This window comes from Flavobacterium calami (assembly GCF_038290035.1).
Lineage (GTDB): Bacteria > Bacteroidota > Bacteroidia > Flavobacteriales > Flavobacteriaceae > Flavobacterium > Flavobacterium calami.
In genome coordinates, this window is sequence record NZ_JBBYHS010000014.1 from 156,956 (window position 1) to 177,715 (window position 20,760).

General features: G+C 33.9%; 17 protein-coding genes. 9 read left to right on the forward strand and 8 right to left on the reverse strand.

Translation table 11 applies throughout. The annotated features are described in order from the left end of the window. Positions 1 to 20: 20 nt before the first annotated feature. The 8 genes from AAEO57_RS14420 to AAEO57_RS14455 form a co-directional block, all read right to left on the reverse strand. On the reverse strand, positions 21 to 2,576 hold the full coding sequence (locus AAEO57_RS14420) for a TlpA family protein disulfide reductase (protein ID WP_341693729.1): 2,556 nt from the start codon (positions 2,574 to 2,576) through the stop codon (positions 21 to 23). A gap of 378 nt (positions 2,577 to 2,954) precedes the next feature. Further along, positions 2,955 to 3,881, reverse strand: coding sequence for a magnesium transporter CorA family protein (locus AAEO57_RS14425; protein WP_341693730.1), 927 nt, complete (start codon positions 3,879 to 3,881; stop codon positions 2,955 to 2,957). 223 nt (positions 3,882 to 4,104) lie between these two features. Then, a complete protein-coding gene (locus tag AAEO57_RS14430) occupies positions 4,105 to 4,992 on the reverse strand; it encodes a bifunctional 5,10-methylenetetrahydrofolate dehydrogenase/5,10-methenyltetrahydrofolate cyclohydrolase (RefSeq protein WP_341693731.1) in 888 nt (295 codons plus the stop codon). A gap of 128 nt (positions 4,993 to 5,120) precedes the next feature. After that, positions 5,121 to 6,473, reverse strand: a complete 1,353-nt coding sequence (gene ffh, locus AAEO57_RS14435) for a signal recognition particle protein (RefSeq protein WP_026727748.1) — start codon at positions 6,471 to 6,473, stop codon at positions 5,121 to 5,123. Between the two features lie 337 nt (positions 6,474 to 6,810). Further along, complete coding sequence (locus AAEO57_RS14440) at positions 6,811 to 8,493, reverse strand: MBOAT family O-acyltransferase (RefSeq protein ID WP_341693732.1); 1,683 nt, start codon at positions 8,491 to 8,493, stop codon at positions 6,811 to 6,813. A gap of 1 nt (position 8,494) precedes the next feature. Further along, positions 8,495 to 9,826 (reverse strand): GDSL-type esterase/lipase family protein, encoded by a 1,332-nt coding sequence (locus tag AAEO57_RS14445; protein ID WP_341693733.1) that lies wholly within the window; start codon positions 9,824 to 9,826, stop codon positions 8,495 to 8,497. 82 nt (positions 9,827 to 9,908) lie between these two features. Then, positions 9,909 to 11,387 carry an SGNH/GDSL hydrolase family protein gene (locus AAEO57_RS14450; protein ID WP_341693734.1) on the reverse strand — a complete coding sequence of 493 codons (1,479 nt, stop codon included), beginning with the start codon at positions 11,385 to 11,387 and terminating at the stop codon, positions 9,909 to 9,911. 209 nt (positions 11,388 to 11,596) lie between these two features. After that, positions 11,597 to 12,622 carry a hypothetical protein gene (locus AAEO57_RS14455; protein WP_341693735.1) on the reverse strand — a complete coding sequence of 342 codons (1,026 nt, stop codon included), beginning with the start codon at positions 12,620 to 12,622 and terminating at the stop codon, positions 11,597 to 11,599. A gap of 202 nt (positions 12,623 to 12,824) precedes the next feature. Between AAEO57_RS14455 and AAEO57_RS14460 the strand changes: the two genes are divergently transcribed. From AAEO57_RS14460 to AAEO57_RS14500, 9 genes are all read left to right on the forward strand, one after another. Beyond that, positions 12,825 to 13,340, forward strand: coding sequence for an RNA polymerase sigma factor (locus AAEO57_RS14460; RefSeq protein WP_341693736.1), 516 nt, complete (start codon positions 12,825 to 12,827; stop codon positions 13,338 to 13,340). A gap of 51 nt (positions 13,341 to 13,391) precedes the next feature. Then, positions 13,392 to 14,291, forward strand: coding sequence for a FecR family protein (locus AAEO57_RS14465; protein WP_341693737.1), 900 nt, complete (start codon positions 13,392 to 13,394; stop codon positions 14,289 to 14,291). A gap of 36 nt (positions 14,292 to 14,327) precedes the next feature. After that, positions 14,328 to 16,823 carry a carboxypeptidase-like regulatory domain-containing protein gene (locus AAEO57_RS14470; RefSeq protein ID WP_341693738.1) on the forward strand — a complete coding sequence of 832 codons (2,496 nt, stop codon included), beginning with the start codon at positions 14,328 to 14,330 and terminating at the stop codon, positions 16,821 to 16,823. Positions 16,824 to 16,952: 129 nt separating this feature from the next. Next, positions 16,953 to 17,342 carry an OB-fold protein gene (locus AAEO57_RS14475; protein ID WP_341693739.1) on the forward strand — a complete coding sequence of 130 codons (390 nt, stop codon included), beginning with the start codon at positions 16,953 to 16,955 and terminating at the stop codon, positions 17,340 to 17,342. A gap of 10 nt (positions 17,343 to 17,352) precedes the next feature. Continuing rightward, positions 17,353 to 18,216: a DUF5777 family beta-barrel protein gene (locus AAEO57_RS14480; RefSeq protein WP_341693740.1), complete on the forward strand. Its 864-nt coding sequence runs from the start codon at positions 17,353 to 17,355 to the stop codon at positions 18,214 to 18,216. Positions 18,217 to 18,252: 36 nt separating this feature from the next. Next, on the forward strand, positions 18,253 to 18,606 hold the full coding sequence (locus AAEO57_RS14485; protein ID WP_341693741.1) for a hypothetical protein: 354 nt from the start codon (positions 18,253 to 18,255) through the stop codon (positions 18,604 to 18,606). Positions 18,607 to 18,617: 11 nt separating this feature from the next. Next, positions 18,618 to 19,163, forward strand: a complete 546-nt coding sequence (locus tag AAEO57_RS14490; protein WP_341693742.1) for a YceI family protein — start codon at positions 18,618 to 18,620, stop codon at positions 19,161 to 19,163. Between the two features lie 17 nt (positions 19,164 to 19,180). Then, the gene (locus tag AAEO57_RS14495) at positions 19,181 to 19,696 is read left to right on the forward strand and encodes an ankyrin repeat domain-containing protein (RefSeq protein WP_341693743.1); all 516 of its coding nucleotides are present in this window, start codon (positions 19,181 to 19,183) and stop codon (positions 19,694 to 19,696) included. Between the two features lie 7 nt (positions 19,697 to 19,703). Next, complete coding sequence (locus AAEO57_RS14500; RefSeq protein WP_341693744.1) at positions 19,704 to 20,498, forward strand: T9SS type A sorting domain-containing protein; 795 nt, start codon at positions 19,704 to 19,706, stop codon at positions 20,496 to 20,498. Positions 20,499 to 20,760 lie beyond the last annotated feature (262 nt).

Genomic DNA, 20,760 nt, shown 5'->3' on the forward strand with positions numbered 1-20,760 from the left:
TCTTTTATTGAGAACTGTTCTTACATCTCTTTTCTTAATATTCCTTTTAAAGCTTCGTTCGGATAATGACCTAATTTAGGATTTACAACTTCACCTTTTTTATTTACGAGTACATAATGCGGAATTCCGGAAATATTAAACTTCTGCGCCAAATAATTCCATTCGTCCTGACTAACTCTATAATGTTCTCCATTAATACCCGGAATATTATTATTCCATGATTTTTCAGGAGAAGTTGGATTTGTTATATACAAAAAGACCACATTTTCGCTTTTCATTTCTTCTTTAAGTGGCGCAATTTGTTTTATTCCTTCCATACAAGGTCCACACCATGTTGCCCAAAAATCGACATAAATCACTTTTCCTTTAAACTTGTTTATCATCGAATCAAAAAGTTCGTCGCCTTCTGTTTTCTTTACTGTATTTATTGTAAAATCAGATTTTATCTTGTTGGTTTCTATCTTAGATTTAATTCGGTTGTTTTCACTTACAATATAGCCGGATAAAAACGGTGTCTTAATTTTTCCTTGTATCCACGTTAGCTCACTTTCAGTATATGGAAACATATTTCTTTCTAAATCTTTTGATTTTTCCTGCAATGTAATTACGTCAAATACAAAGGCTTCATTTAGTCCAAAAACTTCTTTTTGTTTTTCTTTTAAATTTTGAAATCTTTCTTCGTCTCTAAATTCCTGAATCTTTGCTTGATATTTTTCAGAAAAAAGCTTTGAAGCCTCATTATATTTATCATTAAATTGTTTTTGAATTTCCTGTTCTTCTTTAGTATAATCCATAGCCTTATAACCAGTAATAAATTCTTTTTCAGCCGAAGATAAGGAAGTACCATTTTTACTTAAATAATCAGCAACATCTAAAACTGAAATGTCGTCACTTGCCTTTTCTTTTTGCAGTTTCGTAAATATTTCCTTATAATTTTGACGAAACTCCTGATGTTTCTGATAATTCGTTTTCATAAAACCAATCATTTTATCCATCCCTTTTTCTGTTTTTTTACTGGCCGCAATCATTTCTAATTCATCTTTAGTGAGAATGGCTCCTGATTTCTTAAGCTTTTCAGCTGTTTCAGAAAACGAAGTATAAAAAATGCCCCCATTATTTCTTAAAACATCAATAAATCTTAACCTATTGATAAAACTGAAGTATTCATATGTTACAACTGCTATCTTATTGTTTAAAACGGACTCAGTAATAAAATCATAATAAGATGGTTCTAATTTATAATCCTGATCAATTTTAGTTTCGGATTGAGATGTTTTTGAAGATGTTTTTGCTTTAAAACCTCTATGATAAATATCATAACTTAATATTTGCGCCATAGCTCCAAATTCAATATCAAGTTTTTTTATCTGAAGTGCTTTTTGACTTATGAATTGTTTTTGAGCAAAATCATTCAAAGCTTTTAATTGCTTTTTTTGTATCTCTAAACCACTATTTTTAAAATCTTGAGGGCTTGTGTCTGAAACAAATTTTGCTATTTTTTGATAATCAACACTCGAAATAAAGTTTAGTGCATCCAAATCTGTGTTTACCCTGGCACAATCCCCCATAAACAATGCGGTATTTTGGTCTCTCAAATGAAACGTTTCTTTTCCGGGTTCAACAAAAACGGTGCTATTACTATTCGGTAATCGTACAAATATAAACTGAGGATGGTCTATTGGAAACTTTACAGAAAAACTCCCGTCATCAGCAATTTTTATCAAATAAGAATTCTGGGCTCCTGTAAAGATATTATTTACATAAACTGTCCCTGTTTTTCTGCCTGCTCTTTGTGTATAGCCTTGTACGACGCCTGAATAAGTAGCAGAATCTGATTTAAAAACCATATCAGAATATGCTACATCAGTATCTAATTTATAGCTTGCATATTCGATTTTGGCAGTGCTATAGCTTTTCAGTTTCTGCTTGTCACTTCCAAAACTTATTCCTCGTTTTTTATCGGACTGTGCGTAAACGGTTTTTTGTTTTCCGTTGTGTTCCAGAACGATCGTATAAATATTTTTTTTCTTTTCGACTGTTTTATAGTACCAAATTTCTTTGTCAATAATAGCATTCGAAGTATAAAATCCATAATCCCATTGATTGCTTCCGTCAGACAGAAACCAATTTCCCTGCAACTCATTAGGCAAAACAGAGGATTCCTGGTTATTTATCACAATATCATAAACCGCCCAAGTGTTAGAATTATTATCACCTTCGCCAAAATCTACTTTATTAACCCCGCTTTTCAATTTAGGGAATATTATTTTGTAATTTACTTCGCCACTTTCCGGAATTGTATATTTTTCTCCCAATGCAATTCCTTCAGTTTGCACCACTGTGTATTTTTCAGCTCCATTTACATCTTGTATATAGGTGTTTTTAGGAACAGAAATCCATTTTCCTGGTTGATACTTTATATAAAAATGAATAATTGTTGCAGAATCCGTTAATTCTATCTTAGTTAGCTTTCCCGGAAGGTTGCTTAAGCCATACTGCGGATTTTCTATCGTTTTTTGTGAGAAAACAATGTAACTGACAAAAAATAAGGCTAAAAGAATTATTTTTTTTCTCATGTTTGGTTTGGTTGGTTAAAGATTAGTAAGGTTATTGTATTATTATATAAAAATGTTTAACTACAAAAGGAGCTTCATACAAACAAACTTCATTTGTAAAAAATGACTAAAAATTTTTAATATAATATAATTTAAATTGAAGAAAACGAAAACAAAAAAAATGTGAACTAAAGCTTTACGTCTATCCATTTGTAGGTTTTTATTTAACAACGTATAAACTTACTTATTAATTTAAACCACAATCCTAATTAAATGTTAAAACTAAATGTAAATATTTACAAAACAATCAAATAAGTACGAAAACTGGAATCACTTGTGTTTTTACTGAGCTAATTATATTTTACCTTATTGCCAGATACTCAACACTCATTTCTAAAATCAGAACCATCTTCTTCTTTTGAAAAGAAATACCCCAAAAACAGATAATATAACAGAAATAAAAAGAAGAATCCATATACCATATTTGCTATCTTCTAAACCATTGGGCACATTCATTCCGTACAAACTGGCAATCAGCGTAGGAATCATCAAAATGATAGAAATTGATGTCATCTGCTTCATGATGTTGTTCATATTATTAGAGATTACAGAGGCATAAGCATCCATCATTCCGGTTAGAATGTTGCTGTAAATGTTTGCCGTATCCTGTGCCTGACTTAATTCGATTTCGACATCTTCAAGCAAATCCAAATCGTAATTTGCCTTATGTGCTTTTAGGTTTTTAACTCGCTGAAATAAGACATCGTTGGCTTTTAGTGATGTTATAAAGAATACCAAACACTTTTCGATTTGAAGCAAAGCCTGCAGCTCTTCGTTTTTGATGGATTTCTCTAAATTATCTTCGGCCAGTTTTATTTTTTGATTGACTTGTTTTAGATATTTCAGATACCAGACACTTGATGATAAAAGCAATCGTAAAACCAAATCGGGGTTGTCTTTTACTTCTATATTTTTACGTTGAGAGTACAATACAAAATCAGCTATGATTTCTGTTTTGTAAAAAGTAATCGTAACGCAGATGTCTTCTTTAAATATAATACCAAGCGGCACGGTTTGAAAAGGGAGTTTAACATCGCTGCTTTTTATTGGCACACGCATAATGATGAGTGTCCAGCCATCTTCGATTTCTATACGAGGTCTTTCGTCTATATCTTCGATATCATTGTAAAATGCTTCGGGAATTTGAAGTTCTTCCAGTAAATACTTTTTTTCTGATTCTGTTGGAGATTCAATACTGATCCAGCAATTTGGTGTCCATTTTTGAATTTCTACTAATCCGTTGTGGTGGGTGTAAAGGGCTTTCATTTCAAAATACAGGTTTTTAACGCAGCATTTTGAAATTTCAAAAGCTGCTTTTTAATTTAATACTAACGAATAATAATCGTCCATTTGGAGAAGTGTTTTTTAAGTGTGGCAAAAGTATCCTTTATTTTTAAGAACCAAAACTTTAAACTATTAATTAAATATTAAAACAACAAAGCCTGTCCAATCGAACAGGCTTTGTTGTTTTATATTATTTGAAAAGAAATTATTGATTTCTTGCACTTCTCATTTTACGAGCTAAAAGAGTGTTTTTAAGCAGCATAGCAATTGTCATTGGCCCTACTCCACCTGGAACCGGTGTAATAAATGAAGCTTTTTTACTTACTCCGTCAAAATCAACATCTCCTTTGATTACGTATCCTTTTGCGTTTGAAGCGTCTTCTACACGAGTAATTCCCACGTCGATAACCGTTACGCCATCTTTTACCATATCGGCTTTTAAAAATTCCGGAACTCCTAAAGCTGTGATAATAATATCAGCGTTTTTGGTAAATTCTGCCAAGTCTTTCGTACGGCTGTGAGTTAATGTAACTGTCGAATCTCCCGGATTTCCTTTACGGCTCATTAAAATACTCATCGGACGTCCTACGATGTGGCTTCTTCCAATAACTACGGTATGTTTTCCTGAAGTTTCTACTTTGTAACGCTCTAGCAATTCCATAATTCCGAATGGTGTTGCCGGAATAAAACTTTCCATTTCCAGTGCCATTCTTCCAAAGTTAGTTGGGTGGAATCCGTCTACGTCTTTATCTGGATCGATTGCCAATAAAATTTTCTGCTCGTCAATATGTTTTGGCAAAGGCAACTGAACGATATACCCGTCTAGGTTGTCATCTTCGTTTAACTCTTTAATTTTTGCTAAAAGCTCATCTTCTGTAATTGTTTCTGGTAAAGAAACTAAAGTTGAATCGAAACCAATTTCCTGGCATGACTTTACCTTACTTCCCACGTAAGTTAAACTTGCTCCGTTATTACCCACTAAAACCGCAGCTAAATGAGGTACTTTTCCTCCGGCTGCTTTTATAGATTGAACTTCGATTGCAATTTCGTTTTTAATGTCGTTAGATGTTTTTTTACCGTCTAGTAGTTGCATTGTGTTTTGTTTCAGGTTTAAAGTTTCATGTTTCACGTTATTTGTGAAACTTAAATATTTATGTAATTAAAAAAGTTTCAAATTTCAGTCTCTCACTTGAAACCTGAAACTTGAAACTTTTATTTTTTTTATCTCGGCATTCCTCCCGGCATCCCTTTCATACCTCCCATCATTTTCATCAGATTTTTTCCGCCCGGGCCTTGCATCATCTTCATCATTTTACTCATTTGGTCAAACTGCTTCATCAGCTGATTTACCTGCTCCACTTTTGTACCCGAACCTTTTGCGATTCTGGCTTTTCTTTTTACGTCGATAATGGCCGGTTTACTTCTTTCTCCCGGAGTCATCGAATAAATGATTGCTTCGATATGTTTGAAAGCGTCATCTTCGATCTCAACATCTTTCATGGCTTTTGAAGCACCTGGTATCATTCCAACCAAATCTTTCATGTTACCCATTTTCTTTACTTGCTGAATTTGCGTTAAGAAGTCATCAAAACCGAATTCGTTTTTAGCGATTTTCTTTTGAAGTTTTCTTGCTTCTTCTTCGTCAAATTGTTCCTGAGCTCTTTCAACAAGAGACACAACGTCTCCCATTCCTAAGATACGCTCTGCCATACGTTCCGGATAGAAAACATCAATTGCTTCCATTTTCTCACCAGTACCAACAAATTTGATTGGCTTGTTTACAATCGATTTGATTGAAAGTGCAGCTCCACCACGAGTATCACCATCTAATTTCGTTAAGATAACTCCATCAAAATTCAAGATATCGTTGAAAGCTTTTGCTGTGTTTACAGCATCTTGTCCTGTCATAGAGTCGACAACGAACAATGTTTCCTGGGGCTGAATTGCTTTGTGTACACGAGCAATTTCGTCCATCATTTCCTGATCTACTGCCAAACGTCCTGCCGTATCGACGATAACAACATTGAATCCGTTTGCTTTAGCGTGTTTGATTGCGTTTTGAGCAATTTCTACAGGATTTTTATTTTCTGGCTCTGAGTAAACCTCAACACCTATTTGATCTCCCACAACATGCAACTGATTGATCGCCGCCGGACGGTAGATATCACAGGCTACAAGAAGTGGTTTCTTGTTTTTCTTTGTTTTTAAGAAGTTTGCTAATTTCCCAGAGAAAGTTGTTTTACCAGAACCTTGAAGTCCAGACATCAAAATCACTGTTGGATTTCCTGAAAGGTTCACACCTGCAACGTCTCCACCCATTAATTCGGTAAGTTCGTCTTTTACTAACTTAACCAATAATTGCCCTGGCTGTAAGGTTGTTAATACATCCTGACCAATTGCTTTGTCTTTTACTCTGGCAGTAAAATCTTTAGCAATTTTAAAGTTAACATCGGCATCAAGTAAAGCACGACGAACTTCTTTTAAGGTATCGGCAACGTTTACTTCTGTAATTTTACCGTGTCCTTTTAATATATGGAACGCTTTATCTAACTTATCACTTAAATTATCAAACATATCATTTTCTTTATTTGAAGTGCAAAGATAATCTAATTAGATATTTCAGGCAATTTTTATTTAACTGCATTTAACCGCGAAGTACGCGAAGTTTTACGCCAAGAACGCTATGTTTTTTTTGCTCGCAAAGTCGCAAAGTTTTTTTTTCACGCAGATTTTGCAGATTGTGGCAGATTTTATTTTTTAGATTTTAAATAATAATCTTTATGAATCTGCTTAAATCTTTTAAATCTGCGTGAAAAAATCATTTTAATCCTTCTAATCTGTGGCAAAAAGAAAAAAGGCGCAAAGGATAAACCTCTGCGCCTTTGTTACTTTGTCCCTTTGAACCTTTATTTTAGAATTGAAAGTAAATAAACGGTTGCGAACCTGCTACTGCTGTTGCATACACGATCCAATACACAAATCCTAAGATAATTGCTTTTATCAGTAAAGGTGTTCTGTCAAAAACAGATTTCATTCCGTTTGTAAATGTTTCCGGTAAGAAATGCCAAACGTAACCAAACAACATCAATCCGAAAACATTTTTATAACCAATGACAATTGTCTGCCAAAGTTCTGGTTCGAAAGTCAACTGACCAATATTATTAATTACCTGTAAAGCTGTTTCGAAATCTCTTGCACGGAAGAAAATCCAACAGAAAACTACAAAATGGAATGTGATTACTATTGAAAAGAACCTCCATAAGAAATTAGGGCTTTTATCTTTTTTGGAAGGAAATAATTCCATGAAGATTTTATGAACTGCCAAAGCTAATCCGTGAAGCGCTCCCCAAACAATGAATTGTGCTCCCGCTCCATGCCACAAACCTCCTAAAAGCATTGTGGTGAATAAATTCAAATTGGTTACTAAAGTTTGTTTTCTTTTGCTTGAAAGCAGAAATGACAAACAAAAAAGCAATATAGAAACCGAAGCTACAATCAACGGAATTACACTGGTATTATAATTTGTGATTCCCCAAAGCAATAATCCGAAGAAAAATATACTTGGAAATAAATATCCCGCAAATGATCCTTCACGGTTTCCTCCCATCGAAATATATAAGAAATCCTTCAGCCAGGTAGAAAGCGAAATATGCCATCTTCGCCAGAAATCTGTAATCGATACAGACTTATAAGGTGTTCTAAAGTTTTCCGGCAACTTGAATCCTAATAACAAAGCGATTCCAATTGCCATATCTGAATACCCTGAGAAATCACAATAAATCTGAATTGCATATCCGTAAGACGCCATTAAATTCTCAAAAGAAGTATAACTGAGTGGCGTGTCAAAAACACGATCAACAAAGTTTACCGAGATGTAGTTTGAAATAACCGTTTTCTTAATCAAACCTCCTATAATCAAAAACAAAGCGTTGTTTACATCTTGTCTAGTCAGATTCAGTTTTTGGTAAATCTGTGGCAGGAAATCTTTGGCACGAACGATTGGACCGGCAACTAACTGCGGAAAGAATGAAACGAAAAATAAATATTCGATGTAATTTTTAGTAGGTTTAATTTCTTCTCTATAAATTTCGATAATATAGCTCATCGACTGAAATGTGTAAAACGAAATTCCCACAGGAAGAAAAATATCATGAAGTTTGTAATTGCCCTGAAACATGTCATTGAAAGTCACAATCATAAAATTCATGTACTTGAAATAACCTAATAACCCTAAATTCAGGATTACACTTATTATCAAATATATTTTCTTGGTACTGTCCTTTTCCGCTTTAAAAATAATCTGGCTCAATCCGTAATCTACAACCGATGAAAGCAGCAAAAGCAAAAAATAAATACCACTTGATTTGTAGTAAAAGAAAAGCGAGAAAAGAATAACGTACGTTAATCTCAAATAGAATGTTTTGCGTAAAAAAGCATACACAAAATAAAAAACCAGAAATAACCCTAAGAATAAACCGGTGTTAAATAATAATTTTTCGTCCGGATTGTAAATAAACCATCCTTTTACCTGTTCTGTTGTAATTGCACCAAAATTTTGAATGAACCAATTATTAATGCTATCTATCGTTGTCAATTTACTTTTTTGAATTAAAATTATCGTATGCTTTTAAAAACGCCTCAGTAAACAAGCTTCCTTGTTTTTCATATCCTTTTTTAGAATAATGAACCCAGTCTCCACCTATTAATCCCTGCGTTTTTAATTGTCTTATTCCTTTTAAACCACCTAGCTCGTCGTATAAATCCCAAACGGCAAAACCATCCTTTTCTGCAATATCGTTTATACGCTGTGCATATTCACCCACATAGTGATTTGCTTTTCCTCCTCTGAACAAAGAAGGTGGCGGTGTCATAACTATTATCGGAACATTTATATTCTGATTTTTCAGATTTTTAATAAACTGACGCAGTCTCTGAATGTAATCCGAAGATTCCAGTTTATCGAAACTTTCGTTTGTACCTAATGAGAAAATCAAAAGATCAGGGTGTAATGCATTTAGCTGCTCAAAGAATAACGGATATTTATTGTAATCTGAAAATTTTGCACCGTTTACCCCTATTCCGCTGTAAGTTAAACCCGGAGTATTTTTCTCGAGAACTAGTCCGCTTAATTCATAATCTGGTGCCTCTTTCCCCGGAATTAAATAAATTTTATCCAATGGCTTTTCAGATTTATAATAATGACAAAAAGCATCAGACTCAAGATTTAAAGGAACAAACTCTGATGTTTTGATATTCTTTGGACGCATCTGGTTTGTTGGAATTTTTAACACTCTTCCGGCACGAATATTATTTGATTTCAGCTGATTTGCCTTTTTAATCTCAGCCACAGAAACGTTATATTTATCTGCAATAATAGATATTGCTTCTCCCTTTTTGATTTTATGAGTAATTACTCTGCGTTCTGTGGTTTCAATAAATTTGGTTTGAGAAGATAAAGCCAGATCAAACATGTTTTGGTTCTTTGGTGTTATAATCTGAATTGTATTAAATTTATATGACGGATCCTTCACACTCATTTCGATAACAAATCCACCGGTATCTCTCCAAAGCCCAATTCCGCTCAAACCAACCGGATAACTTTTTGCCGGATAAATATTTCGGTAACTGCTCCAGACTCTGTTGCAGCGAAAACGCTCATTGTAAGAACCATTCGTTTTGGCTAATTGATACGGAAAAACAAATCCACGGCCGCCATTGCCAAATTTTTGCTGCAGGATCTTTCTAATCTTGTTGGTCATCAAATCGCCCTGAATGTGCGAATCACCAATATGTACAATATTTATTTTCTGATTCTTTTCGCTTTCATTGTCACTCAGTTTCTTAAAAATACTTTCTAATACTTTTACATTATAAATATGGTTTCCCTCATAAGTTTCACTACTTAGCGTATCTGTTTTAGTGATCATATTTTTAGTTGTTGAAAGTGAGTCTGATTTGTGCTGATTATCATTTGTTGAGAAAAAAAGACAACAAAAGAAAATAATAAGTTTATTCATTTACGCTGTCTTTTTTTACAGATACGGAATCTGCTTTGGGGTTTCTAATCACTCTTGGCTTTACACCTGCATCACGCTTTTCGCGCAAAGCTTTGTATTGTTCGTATCCTTTGTTCAGCTGGCTATATAACAAATTACCAATGGCTTTTGCTCCACGCTGATTAAAATGTGTATAATCTTTATTGGCTTTGGCAGGCGCTTCATCAACCCATTTTACCATCGATCCGTCACCGCCCATCAGCGTATATAAATTTACAAAACCTGATTCGGTTTCAAGAGCATATTTTTTTTGTGATTTCATCAGAGGAACAACAGCCGAATCGGTTTTCATTTCCAAATCGTACTTGGTCGACTTATCAGCGGTTGAAACAATCAAAATAGAAACTCCCGGAAAAGATTCCTTTATTTTATTCACTGCTTTTTTCATACCTCTTTCGTACCATGAGTAATTTTTGGTTCCGTAATTCAGCACATTGGTTCCGTAATGCAAAATAATCAAATCATATTTCAGATGATTATTAAAAGCCTGCATCACACCAGGATTAAATATCGAAAGCGGTAATCCTGAGTTTCCTCTTTGCGAAAAATTATCTACATGAACTCCACTTCCGTTATCAAAATTGAATCCGAAAATTGGAATAGAATCTGCATGAATAAAATTGGCCTTGAAAGATTTTATGCTTCCTGAAGTAACTTTTAAGCTATTCACCAGATTAGATGGGTTCAGGTTTTTTCGAAGTGTATCTTTTCCAATAATAAAATTCACATTTCCTTTTTTAGAGGCTTTTCCGTAAAACAAAGTCGGATTGTCTAAAGTTGTCGAATATTTATTGGTTCCTGCCTCATACTGTACCCAGGTTGCATTGTTTTTATCATTCGCAAAAAACACATGACCATTTACTCCAAATGGGCTGGATGGTCTTTTTACATTTAGATAAGATTGTGTTTTCCAGTTTTTAGAATAAGTAGATTTTACAGATCCGCGTGATGCGGCTGACTCCGAAGTTATGGAAACAAACCCAACTCCATTCCCTCCAAAACGCTCCTGATAATTGGTTCGAACATCCTGTACGATCAAATCTCCATCTGTCATGGAATCACCATAATAGGCAATCCTTACATTTTGTTGCGGATTTTTCTCTAACTGATATAGTTTTTCATAGAAAGAAATCAGGTATTGATAACCTTTGTATTCCTCAAAAGTTTCAGACGGAAATTCGATTCCTTCTATATTATTATAAATGATTTCTTCTTTTCCTTCAGCATCTTCAGTCCCGTTGATGCTGTCATTCACACTTAAAGAATCTTTAGCTACAGCTTCCAGAAGCAGACTGTCAATCAGTACATTTTTAGAGTTTATTTTGCTTTCAGAAAAAATTTTATCCGGCAAAACCTGCCTGAATCCGATAAAAGCAACAAAAGCTAATGCCACAATAGCAAAAGACTGAAAAAAATAAGATTTTGTATTCACTTGTAATTTTAAATTTTTGAAGAAAGGATTACAAAAATTAATTGCTAAAATTCCTGTTAATTCCTTATAGAAAAAATATGTGCAAATATAGGATTAAACATTAATTAAAAATCGTTTTTACACAATAAAGTATAAACTAAAAAGAAACCGCCTCAATACTGAGATGATTCCCTTTTTTAAACCTTAGAAAAACAACTTTTCTCTAAATTTCAGTACTTATCTAAATACAGATACCGGGTGTTTTTACTGTCGCTTAAATCCCGAAGATGTATTTTAGAATTATTAAACTCAAACAGTTTCCATGAGCAGTCTAGTTTATGAAGCAAATCTGAACTAAAACTTATTTTAAACTCCCTGACACCGTTTACAATTTTAGATTCCCACTGTCCGGTTTCCGAAACGCCTGCTTTGGTTGCAACCACAGATTTATCATTTTTAAAAACAAAGGTATAACCGCTGTATGCTGAAAATTTTTCTATTTTATCAAAAAAACAGGATATGCTCCAGGACCCATTTGTTATAACTCCAGTAAAATCCAAAACTGTTGTGTTGTTTTCCGGACAATTGTCAATAGCATCCTTTATAACATTTTCGAATTGAACATTATTCGAAATTGTTTTTGTCTGATTGTTGTAATCTGTAATTGAAACAGGATATTTGAGAGCGATATACTGGCTGCTGTTCAGATTTTTTATAAAATTAAAAAACGCCTGATCGCTTGTTATTGAAACAGAACTTCCTATTTGACTGGCACTGTTGTAAATATTGACTGTTATAGGGTAATTAACATTTAGTCCGTTTATTTTGGACAAAAGATCCGGATAAAGATTCCAATAATCTATTAATGCATCAAAATCTGCCTGGTCAGGAATATATTTCTCGATATAGTTGTAATAAACCATTGTTACCGGAAAATCTATTTTTACAATATCATCATCTGTGTAACTTGCATTAATATTATCGAATATCTTTTGGTAATCTGCAGTAGTATTTACGGCAATACTCTCATTATTCACAGTAACCGTATATGGCAGCTTTATGGTACAATAACTGGACTGATCTACCACATTATCCCCAACTGTTTTAACCATGGCTACCCTCTGGAAATAGGATGTAAGCGGAGAATAACTTGAGACCGTTTCCTGTGGATTGTAACTCTGTTCATTTATCTCGCTTTGACAAGAGAATAACAACAGAAAACCCATTAAGGGTAAATATTTTTTTAAACGAAACATAGTGATATTTTTACAAAGGTAATCAAATTTAGGAATACAGGTTTCTGCGAATTTTAAGATCTGTTACCATAAAATTGAGATAACTTTTTGACCAGTATGCTTTCTCCTTATATCTGAATAAAAACAATTTACTCCGCTTTTACCCTACTTCAACCAAAAACAAATACTTTTGCAGATTCCAAATTGAAAGCTATAACCGCCAATGTCAACCACAAAACAACCAAATACCTGCGACGAAATCATTTTTTCGGAATTTTTCAAAAGTCATATAAAGGCTCTTCGGAATTTTCTTTACTACAAATTTGGCAATAAAAACCAGGCTGAAGATGTAGCGCAGGATGCATTTATCAAACTTTGGCAAAATTGCGCTTCTGTACCTATCGACAAAGCAAAATCATACATTTATACTATAGCAAATAACAGTACACTCAACGAAATTGCTCATCAAAAAGTGGTTTTGAAGTACGAAAAAAACTTTACAGGTTCCGACAGAACCAACGAAAGCCCCGAATATCTTCTGGAGGAAAAACAATTTCAGACCAAACTTTTAAAAGCCATTGAAAACTTAAACGAAAAACAGCGCATAGCGTTTTTGATGCATCGAATAGATAAAAAAAAATACAGTGAAATTGCCGAAGCTCTGGACATAAGTGTAAAAGCTGTTGAAAAACGCATTCATCTGGCTTTGTTAAACTTGCGTAAAGAAATTGATATATAAAAAGTAGGGTAAATCCAGTTTTAATTGTTTAATGATACAAGTACCAATACAATGAAAAAAAATCACTTATTAGCCAAATGGCTCAACGATGATTTAACGGAAGATGAATTAGCTGAATTTAAAGCAAGTCCTGATTTCGAAAAATACCAAAAAATTAAAAACTACACCCAGCATCTGCAAGTTGATGATTTGGACGAAGATGCTATGCTGGCAAATATCCTTCAACAGAAAAAAGCAACTCCAAAAGTAGTTCCGTTATATAAAAACTGGATGTTTCGTGCAGCAGCTATTTTTGTTTTGGTCCTTACAATTACTTTTGCCGTAAAGAGTTTTGTACCGGAAACTGAAACTGCCAGCTTTGGAAAAAGAAACACTTTTTTGTTACCTGATAATTCTGAAGTTGTACTGAATTCCGGCTCTGAAATAAATTATAAAAAATGGAACTGGAACAATAAAAGGCGCCTTGAACTTGAAGGAGAAGCTTATTTCAGGGTGTCCAAAGGCAGACGCTTTGAAGTTCAGACCAGTCTTGGAAAAGTATCGGTTTTAGGAACTCAATTTAATGTGAGAGCCCGAAAAAACAGATTTGATGTAATGTGCTACGAAGGACGTGTAAAAGTAAATTACCGAAACACACAAATCATTTTAACTCACGGACAAAGTGTTACTTTTCATAACGGAAAACAGTTCAGTACTTCCATAAACTCTTCCAAACCCGAATGGATTGATAATCAAATATTGTTTAACAAAGAAAATATCAGGAATTTACTGGACGAAGTTCAAAGGCAATATAATATCACAATCGTATTGAACACCAGAGACACGACTTCCTTATTTACAGGGAAATTGCCGGCTAATGATCTGGAAACCGCATTGCAAATTATAAGTACAACCTATCATTTGGAAGCCAAAAAAGTATCAGAAAATAAAATAATTTTTGACGAAAAATAGATGTTGGGCCCCAAACAATTTCATTTTTCGTTTTTTTTGTTTTTCCTTGCCCTGAACCTTTTTTCTCAGGACAAAGGAAAAGCTATATCTTTAAAAAACATCATAATTGATATTGAACAGCAGCATGAGGTAAATTTTAATTACACCGAAGACAATGTTTCAGGCCTGCAATTAATACCGCCCAAAAAATCACTTTCTTTAGAACAAAAACTGCAATATCTGACACAAAAAACCAAATTGTCTTTTGAAAATTTAGGGAATAAATACATCAACGTTTATAAAAATCAGAATGAATCTGAGATCATCTGTGGGTATGTTTTTTCTAACACCGACAAAAAACCCGTTGAAGACGCAAATATTCATTGCAATAACTCAGAAACTGCAACAGATTCAAACGGGTATTTTGAATTTAAAAAAGGATCCAAAAATACTTTCTCCATTAGCCATGTCGGATTTATAACGAAAAAGGTTTCGACTAATAATCAGGATTCTAAAAACTGTCTCAATATCACTTTAGAATCTGAAGTTACAGAACTCGAAGAAATTAAAACCAACCCTATTCTCGCTTCTGGAATTTCTAAAAACAGTGATGGTTCTTTTGAAATCAAACCCAAAAAGTTTGGTATCCTTCCCGGACTTATCGAACCTGATGCCTTGCAGACTATGCAGCAAATCCCAGGTGTTAACAGTATTGACGAAAGTGTATCAAGCATCAATGTACGTGGCGGTACGCACGATCAGAATTTATTTTTATGGAACGGAATAAGGATGTACCAAACGGGACATTTTTTTGGTTTAATATCGGTTTTTAATCCAAATCTGGCGCATACGATTTCTATTTACAAAAACGGAAGTTCTGCATTTTATGGCGAAAGCGTTTCCAGCGTAGTGGCCATTTCTTCAACTCCCGAAGCTTTCGAGAAAAATAGTTTTAGTGCAGGAATCAACATGATAAATGCTGATATTTATGCCAAATACAATCTTTCTAAAAAAAGTTATATCGAAATTTCAGGACGAAAATCAATTACCGATTATGTAGAAACGCCCACTTACAAAGAGTATTTTAATAAGGTTTTTCAAAACACCACAATTACCGATTTTTCTAAAAACCAAAATATCGATTATAGAAGCGACAGAAAATTTGATTTCTACGATGCTACTTTTAAATATGTCCAGAAAATAGGACTCAAAGATCAGTTAATAGTAGATTTGATAACTATAAAGGATGACCTCAGGGTTTTTCAGAGTGCTGCTGTAAACAACATAAATAAATCTGAAAATAACATACTACGCCAGCAAAACTATGGCGGAAATTTATCATGGAAAAGAAACTGGAATAATTTTAACACTACTAAAATCAATGTTTACAACTCGTCTTACGAGCTTTTGGCCAATCAGAAAACTACAAATGACAATCAAATAGTCACGCAGGAAAACACCGTTGCAAACAATGGATTTAACCTGGAAAACAACCATACTATTAACTCAAAAGTTATTTTTAACAATGGATATCAGTTTAACGAAGTGGGTATTACCAATTTAGAACAAGTTGATAATCCTAATTTCTATCGTAAAATTAAAGACGTTTTAAAAACCCACGCCTTAATTTTGGAAGGAAAATACAATGACACGCTTTCCAGAATAATAGTAAATACCGGAATACGGTTAAACTATATTGAAAAATTCAAAAAATTCATTCCCGAACCCCGCATACAGATCAACTATGGCTTCAACAAAAATCTAAATTTAGAATTGTTGGGAGAACTGAAAAGTCAGAACTGTCAACAGATTATTGATTTACAAAAAGATTATTTCGGTATCGAAAAAAGACGCTGGATCGTTTCAGACAATTCATCCATTCCGATTCAGAGAAGCAGACAACTATCTTTAAATTTATTTTATAAAAAGAATGACTGGCTTTTGGATATCGAAAATTTTTATAAAAAAGTAACCGGAATTACAACTGCCAGTCAGGGTTTTCAGAACCAGTTAGAATTTATACGCACGACAGGCGATTATGAAGTTTTAGGAACAGAATTCCTGATTCAGAAAAAGATGAATCATTTTCTGACCTGGCTGAGTTATACCTACAACAACAATAATTATCATTTTAAAAATTACGACTACCCAAGTTTCCCGAACAATTTCGAGTTAACGCATACTATTTCGTGGGCGGCGATTTATGAAAAAAATAATTTCAAAATTGCTTTGGGAACCAAATGGTCTTCCGGCAGACCAACAACTGCTCCGGACATTTCCCAAATTGACCTTTCAGATCCAATACTTGTGTATAAAAAGCCAAACAGTACTAATTTGCAAATCTTTTCGCAGGTTAATCTTTCCTCAACTTACAAATGGGAAACTGAAAAGGGCATTCAATATAAATTAGGAGTTTCTATTATCAACATCCTGAACAGAAAAAATGAAATCAGCGAATATTACAGAATAAGTTCGCTTTCAAATTCTATAGAAGAGGTTGAAACATTTTCACTGCAAAGAACTCCAAATGTGAGTTTTAGGATTTCATTTTAATCCAAAACGATTCAGGATATAAAAGGCCTATATTTTTTTTCATCTTTTTTTGACAAAAACAATAATTTTTGGTAGGGTAATCTTTATCAAGGCTGTTTTATCATTGAATCTATTTTAAAAAATAAAAAAATGAAGAAAAAAATAATCCTGGCAGCTTTAGCAATAACTGTTTTGGGAGTTTTTGGGTACTACTATGCATGGTATGGAGGAGCCCGAAACGTTTCGTCCGAAGAAGCAGTTTTTACAGTATCCTCAAAAAAAATTATTGATGAATTTGATTCGGACATTGAAAAATCAAACACAAAATACCTCGAAAAAGCCATAGCCATTGAAGGAATTGTCAGTGAGATGAGTCCAAAACAAATTATTATAGACAACATAATTGTTTGCGATTTAAAAGAATCAGATCCTTCTATTAAAAAAGGTCAGTCTTTAACCCTAAAAGGAAGAGTTGTAGGGTATGACGACTTAATGGGCGAATTAAAATTAGACCAGTGTTCGGTAGTTAATAATGATTAATAAAATTAAAATGAAGAATTTTTTAGGCTTTGTGCTTGTGTTTTTTTTATCTGCAAATGTATTTGCCCAGGATGATTTACTGAATCAGCTGGATAGTGTTTCATCAAACGAAAAACAAATTGAGATAGCGGCTTTCAAAGGATTGCAGATTGCCAATATGCAGTCTACAAAGTTGCCGGCAAAAGGAGAATGGTACATGCTGGTTTCGCACCGTTTTGGCGATTTGTCTGAAGGATTTAATAATTTCTTTGGATTGGATAATGCCCTGACCAAATTTGGTGGAATTTACGGTGTAACAAACTGGCTGAGCTTTGGTGCTACAAGGCATACCTACAACAAAATTTATGAAATAACAGCCAAATATAAAATGGCCAATCAGGAGGTAAACGGATTCCCGGTTACGATTGTTGGGTATAATACAATGGATATCAATAGTGCATTAGAAAAAGAAGTATATCCTAACATAAAATTTTCTGACCGTTTAGCCTTTACGACCCAATTATTGGTTTCCAGAAAAGTCAACGAAAAATTTTCTGTCGAATTAGGTCTTATTAACGTCTATAAAAACTTATATGATGATGCATTAGAACAGCAAAATGTATTTTCGGCAGCAGGAGGATTACGATACAAAATTGCCAAAAGAATGAGTGTTAACCTTGAGTATGCTGCAAGAGTGATTACAGAAGAAAAAACTGTAGACCAATATCATAATCCGCTCACGGTTGGTTTGGATATTGAAACCGGCGGACACGTTTTTCAGCTTGTATTTTCAAACAGTCAGCCTATGAACGATGTTGCAGTATTTTCAACCGCTTCCGGAGACTGGGCAAAAGGGAAAATTTATTTTGGTTTCAACATGTACAGATCCTTTTAAAACATTAACTATTTAAGCAAAAAATATCACCTACATATGAAAAAGAGTATCCTAATAATAGTATTTACCTGTGCAGCATTTTTAGTTTCGTGCACGCCCAGAACTTACGAAGATATATCAGAAGAAACAGAGACAAGTACCTCTCCTACTTACACAGCAAACGTTGGGCCAGTCATACAGGCCAATTGTGTAGGCTGCCATTCAGACGGAGGCCGATTCCCAACTTTGGAAACCTATGACCAGGTAAAAGATGCTACCCAAAACGGCGATTTAATCTGCCGAATTGACCAAACCCAGTCCTGCGGAAGTGTAATGCCAAGATCAGGACCTATGCCAAGAGCAACTATCGACATGATTATACTTTGGCAAAAAGAAGGATATAAAAATTAAAACTATATAACATGAAAGAAGTAATAATATCAGCATTGTTTTTGTTGGCGGGGAACGCAGTTTTTTCGCAAAAGATGATCACACGAACCGGAGAAGTAAAATTTGAAGCCTCAATGCCGGCTTTTGAAGAAGTAGCGGCTACAAACAAAACAACTTCATGTATTCTCGAAAAAAGTACAGGTGAATTTGTGGCTTTGACTCTTATAAAATCATTTAAATTCAAAGCACCGTTAATGGAAGAGCATTTTAATGAAAATTATATGGAATCTTCCCAGTTTCCAAAAGCCACTTTTAAAGGGAAGATTTTAAATTTTGATGCCAAAAAATTGTCCGCATCAAAAACAGCTTATGATTTAGAAGGTGATTTGACCATTCACGGTGTTACCAAAAAGATAAAAACGAAAGTTAATCTTGCCTTAAACGGTGCCAAAATTCTGGCATCAAGCGCTATTTCAGTAAAACCTCAGGATTACAAAATTGAAATCCCGGGTTTGGTAAAAGGAAAAATTGCCGAAAACGTAAAAGTCGCCATGAATTTTGTTCTTGAAGCTAATTAATCAAAAACTAATTTATCATGAAAAAACTAGTATTGCTTACAATGTTATTTTGCTTTTTTATTTCTGAGGCACAAAACAAAACAGTTTTTGACATTGCCAGAAGCGGAACTTTAACAGAAATTCAAATCCTGAACAAATCAAATCCGGATTTAATCAATTCACTTAACGAAAATAAAACAAGTCCGTTGATTCTGGCTTGTTACAGAGGAAATACTGAAGTTGCCAAATTCCTGATAGAAAATGTAAAAGACATTAACTACAACTCAGACATGGGAACAGCGCTGATGGCTGCAACATATAAAAATTACCCACAATTAGTAAAATTATTACTTGAGAAAAAAGCCAATCCAAACTTAACTGATGCAAACGGAACTACAGCATTGTCCCTTGCTACACAATTTAAAAACAGTGAGTTGATAAAATTGCTTTTAGACTATAAAGTAGATAAAACAATTAAGGATAACAAAGGAAAAACAGCATTTGAATATGCTGTTTTTTCTCAAAACGAAGAAATAATTAACCTTTTAAAATAAGTACATTATGAAAAAAATTACTCTTTTAACATTTTTAGCAATTGGTCTGAGCAGTTTTGCACAGCAAAAATCTACCGGAGATGTTTCTTTGACAAATGACATGACGGCTAACCTGACATTAAACAATACTACATCAAAAGCTACTTTAAAGCTTACAGGGCCTAAAGACAGATGGTTCGCTTTACAATTTGGAAGTTTTGCTAATGGCGATGGTATGGTGTCTGGGCAAGATGTAGTATATACTAATGCTAATACCAATACAATAGTTGATGGACGACTAAACGGAGTAGGTTTGGCTCCAAGTACAGATGGATCGCAAAACTGGGTCGTAATTTCCGACACAGGCACTTCTGCTTCATCCCCTGCAATTAGAACAATAACTGCAGAACGAAATTTTTCAACCGGAGATGCAAATGATTATACCTTTAATTATGCTAACACCTCTATTGATTTTGCCTGGGCTAAAAGAAGTAATGCAAGTTATGTAATGGGAAATCACGGAGGAAATCTCGGATATGCTATAGATACTCCTCTCTCTGCATCTTTAGGAGTAGATGATTTTGGCTTGAAAGCAGCTGCTATTTACCCGAATCCCTCAAACGGGAATTTTACTATTGAAACCAAAACAGGTTTAGATCAAATAACTGTATATTCTTTAATAGGAACACTAATTCAAACTATTAAAGTAAAAGACAAATCTAACACTGTTGAAGTATCCTTGAATAATTTGCAATCAGGAGTTTACCTGATAGAATTGCAAAACGATCAGGAAAAAACCTGGAAAAAAATAATTATAAAATAGTTGGAGGCTTGAGAAACAGCCAAAATTAATTGTTGAATAAAGCGCCAAAACTATTCTCTCTTCAGAATGTTTGGCGCTTCTTTTTTGTAAATCAATTTTATATTTCAATTCGGGTTATTACAAAAAAAGAGGCTGTCCTAAAAGTAAGGACAGCCTTTTTTTTGCTGTTTTTAATCTAAAATAGTATCTTAGAGTTGCACAAAAAACGAGCAATGGCTAAAGTAATATTTAAATCGCAATCAATCAATACTCCGGAACTTTT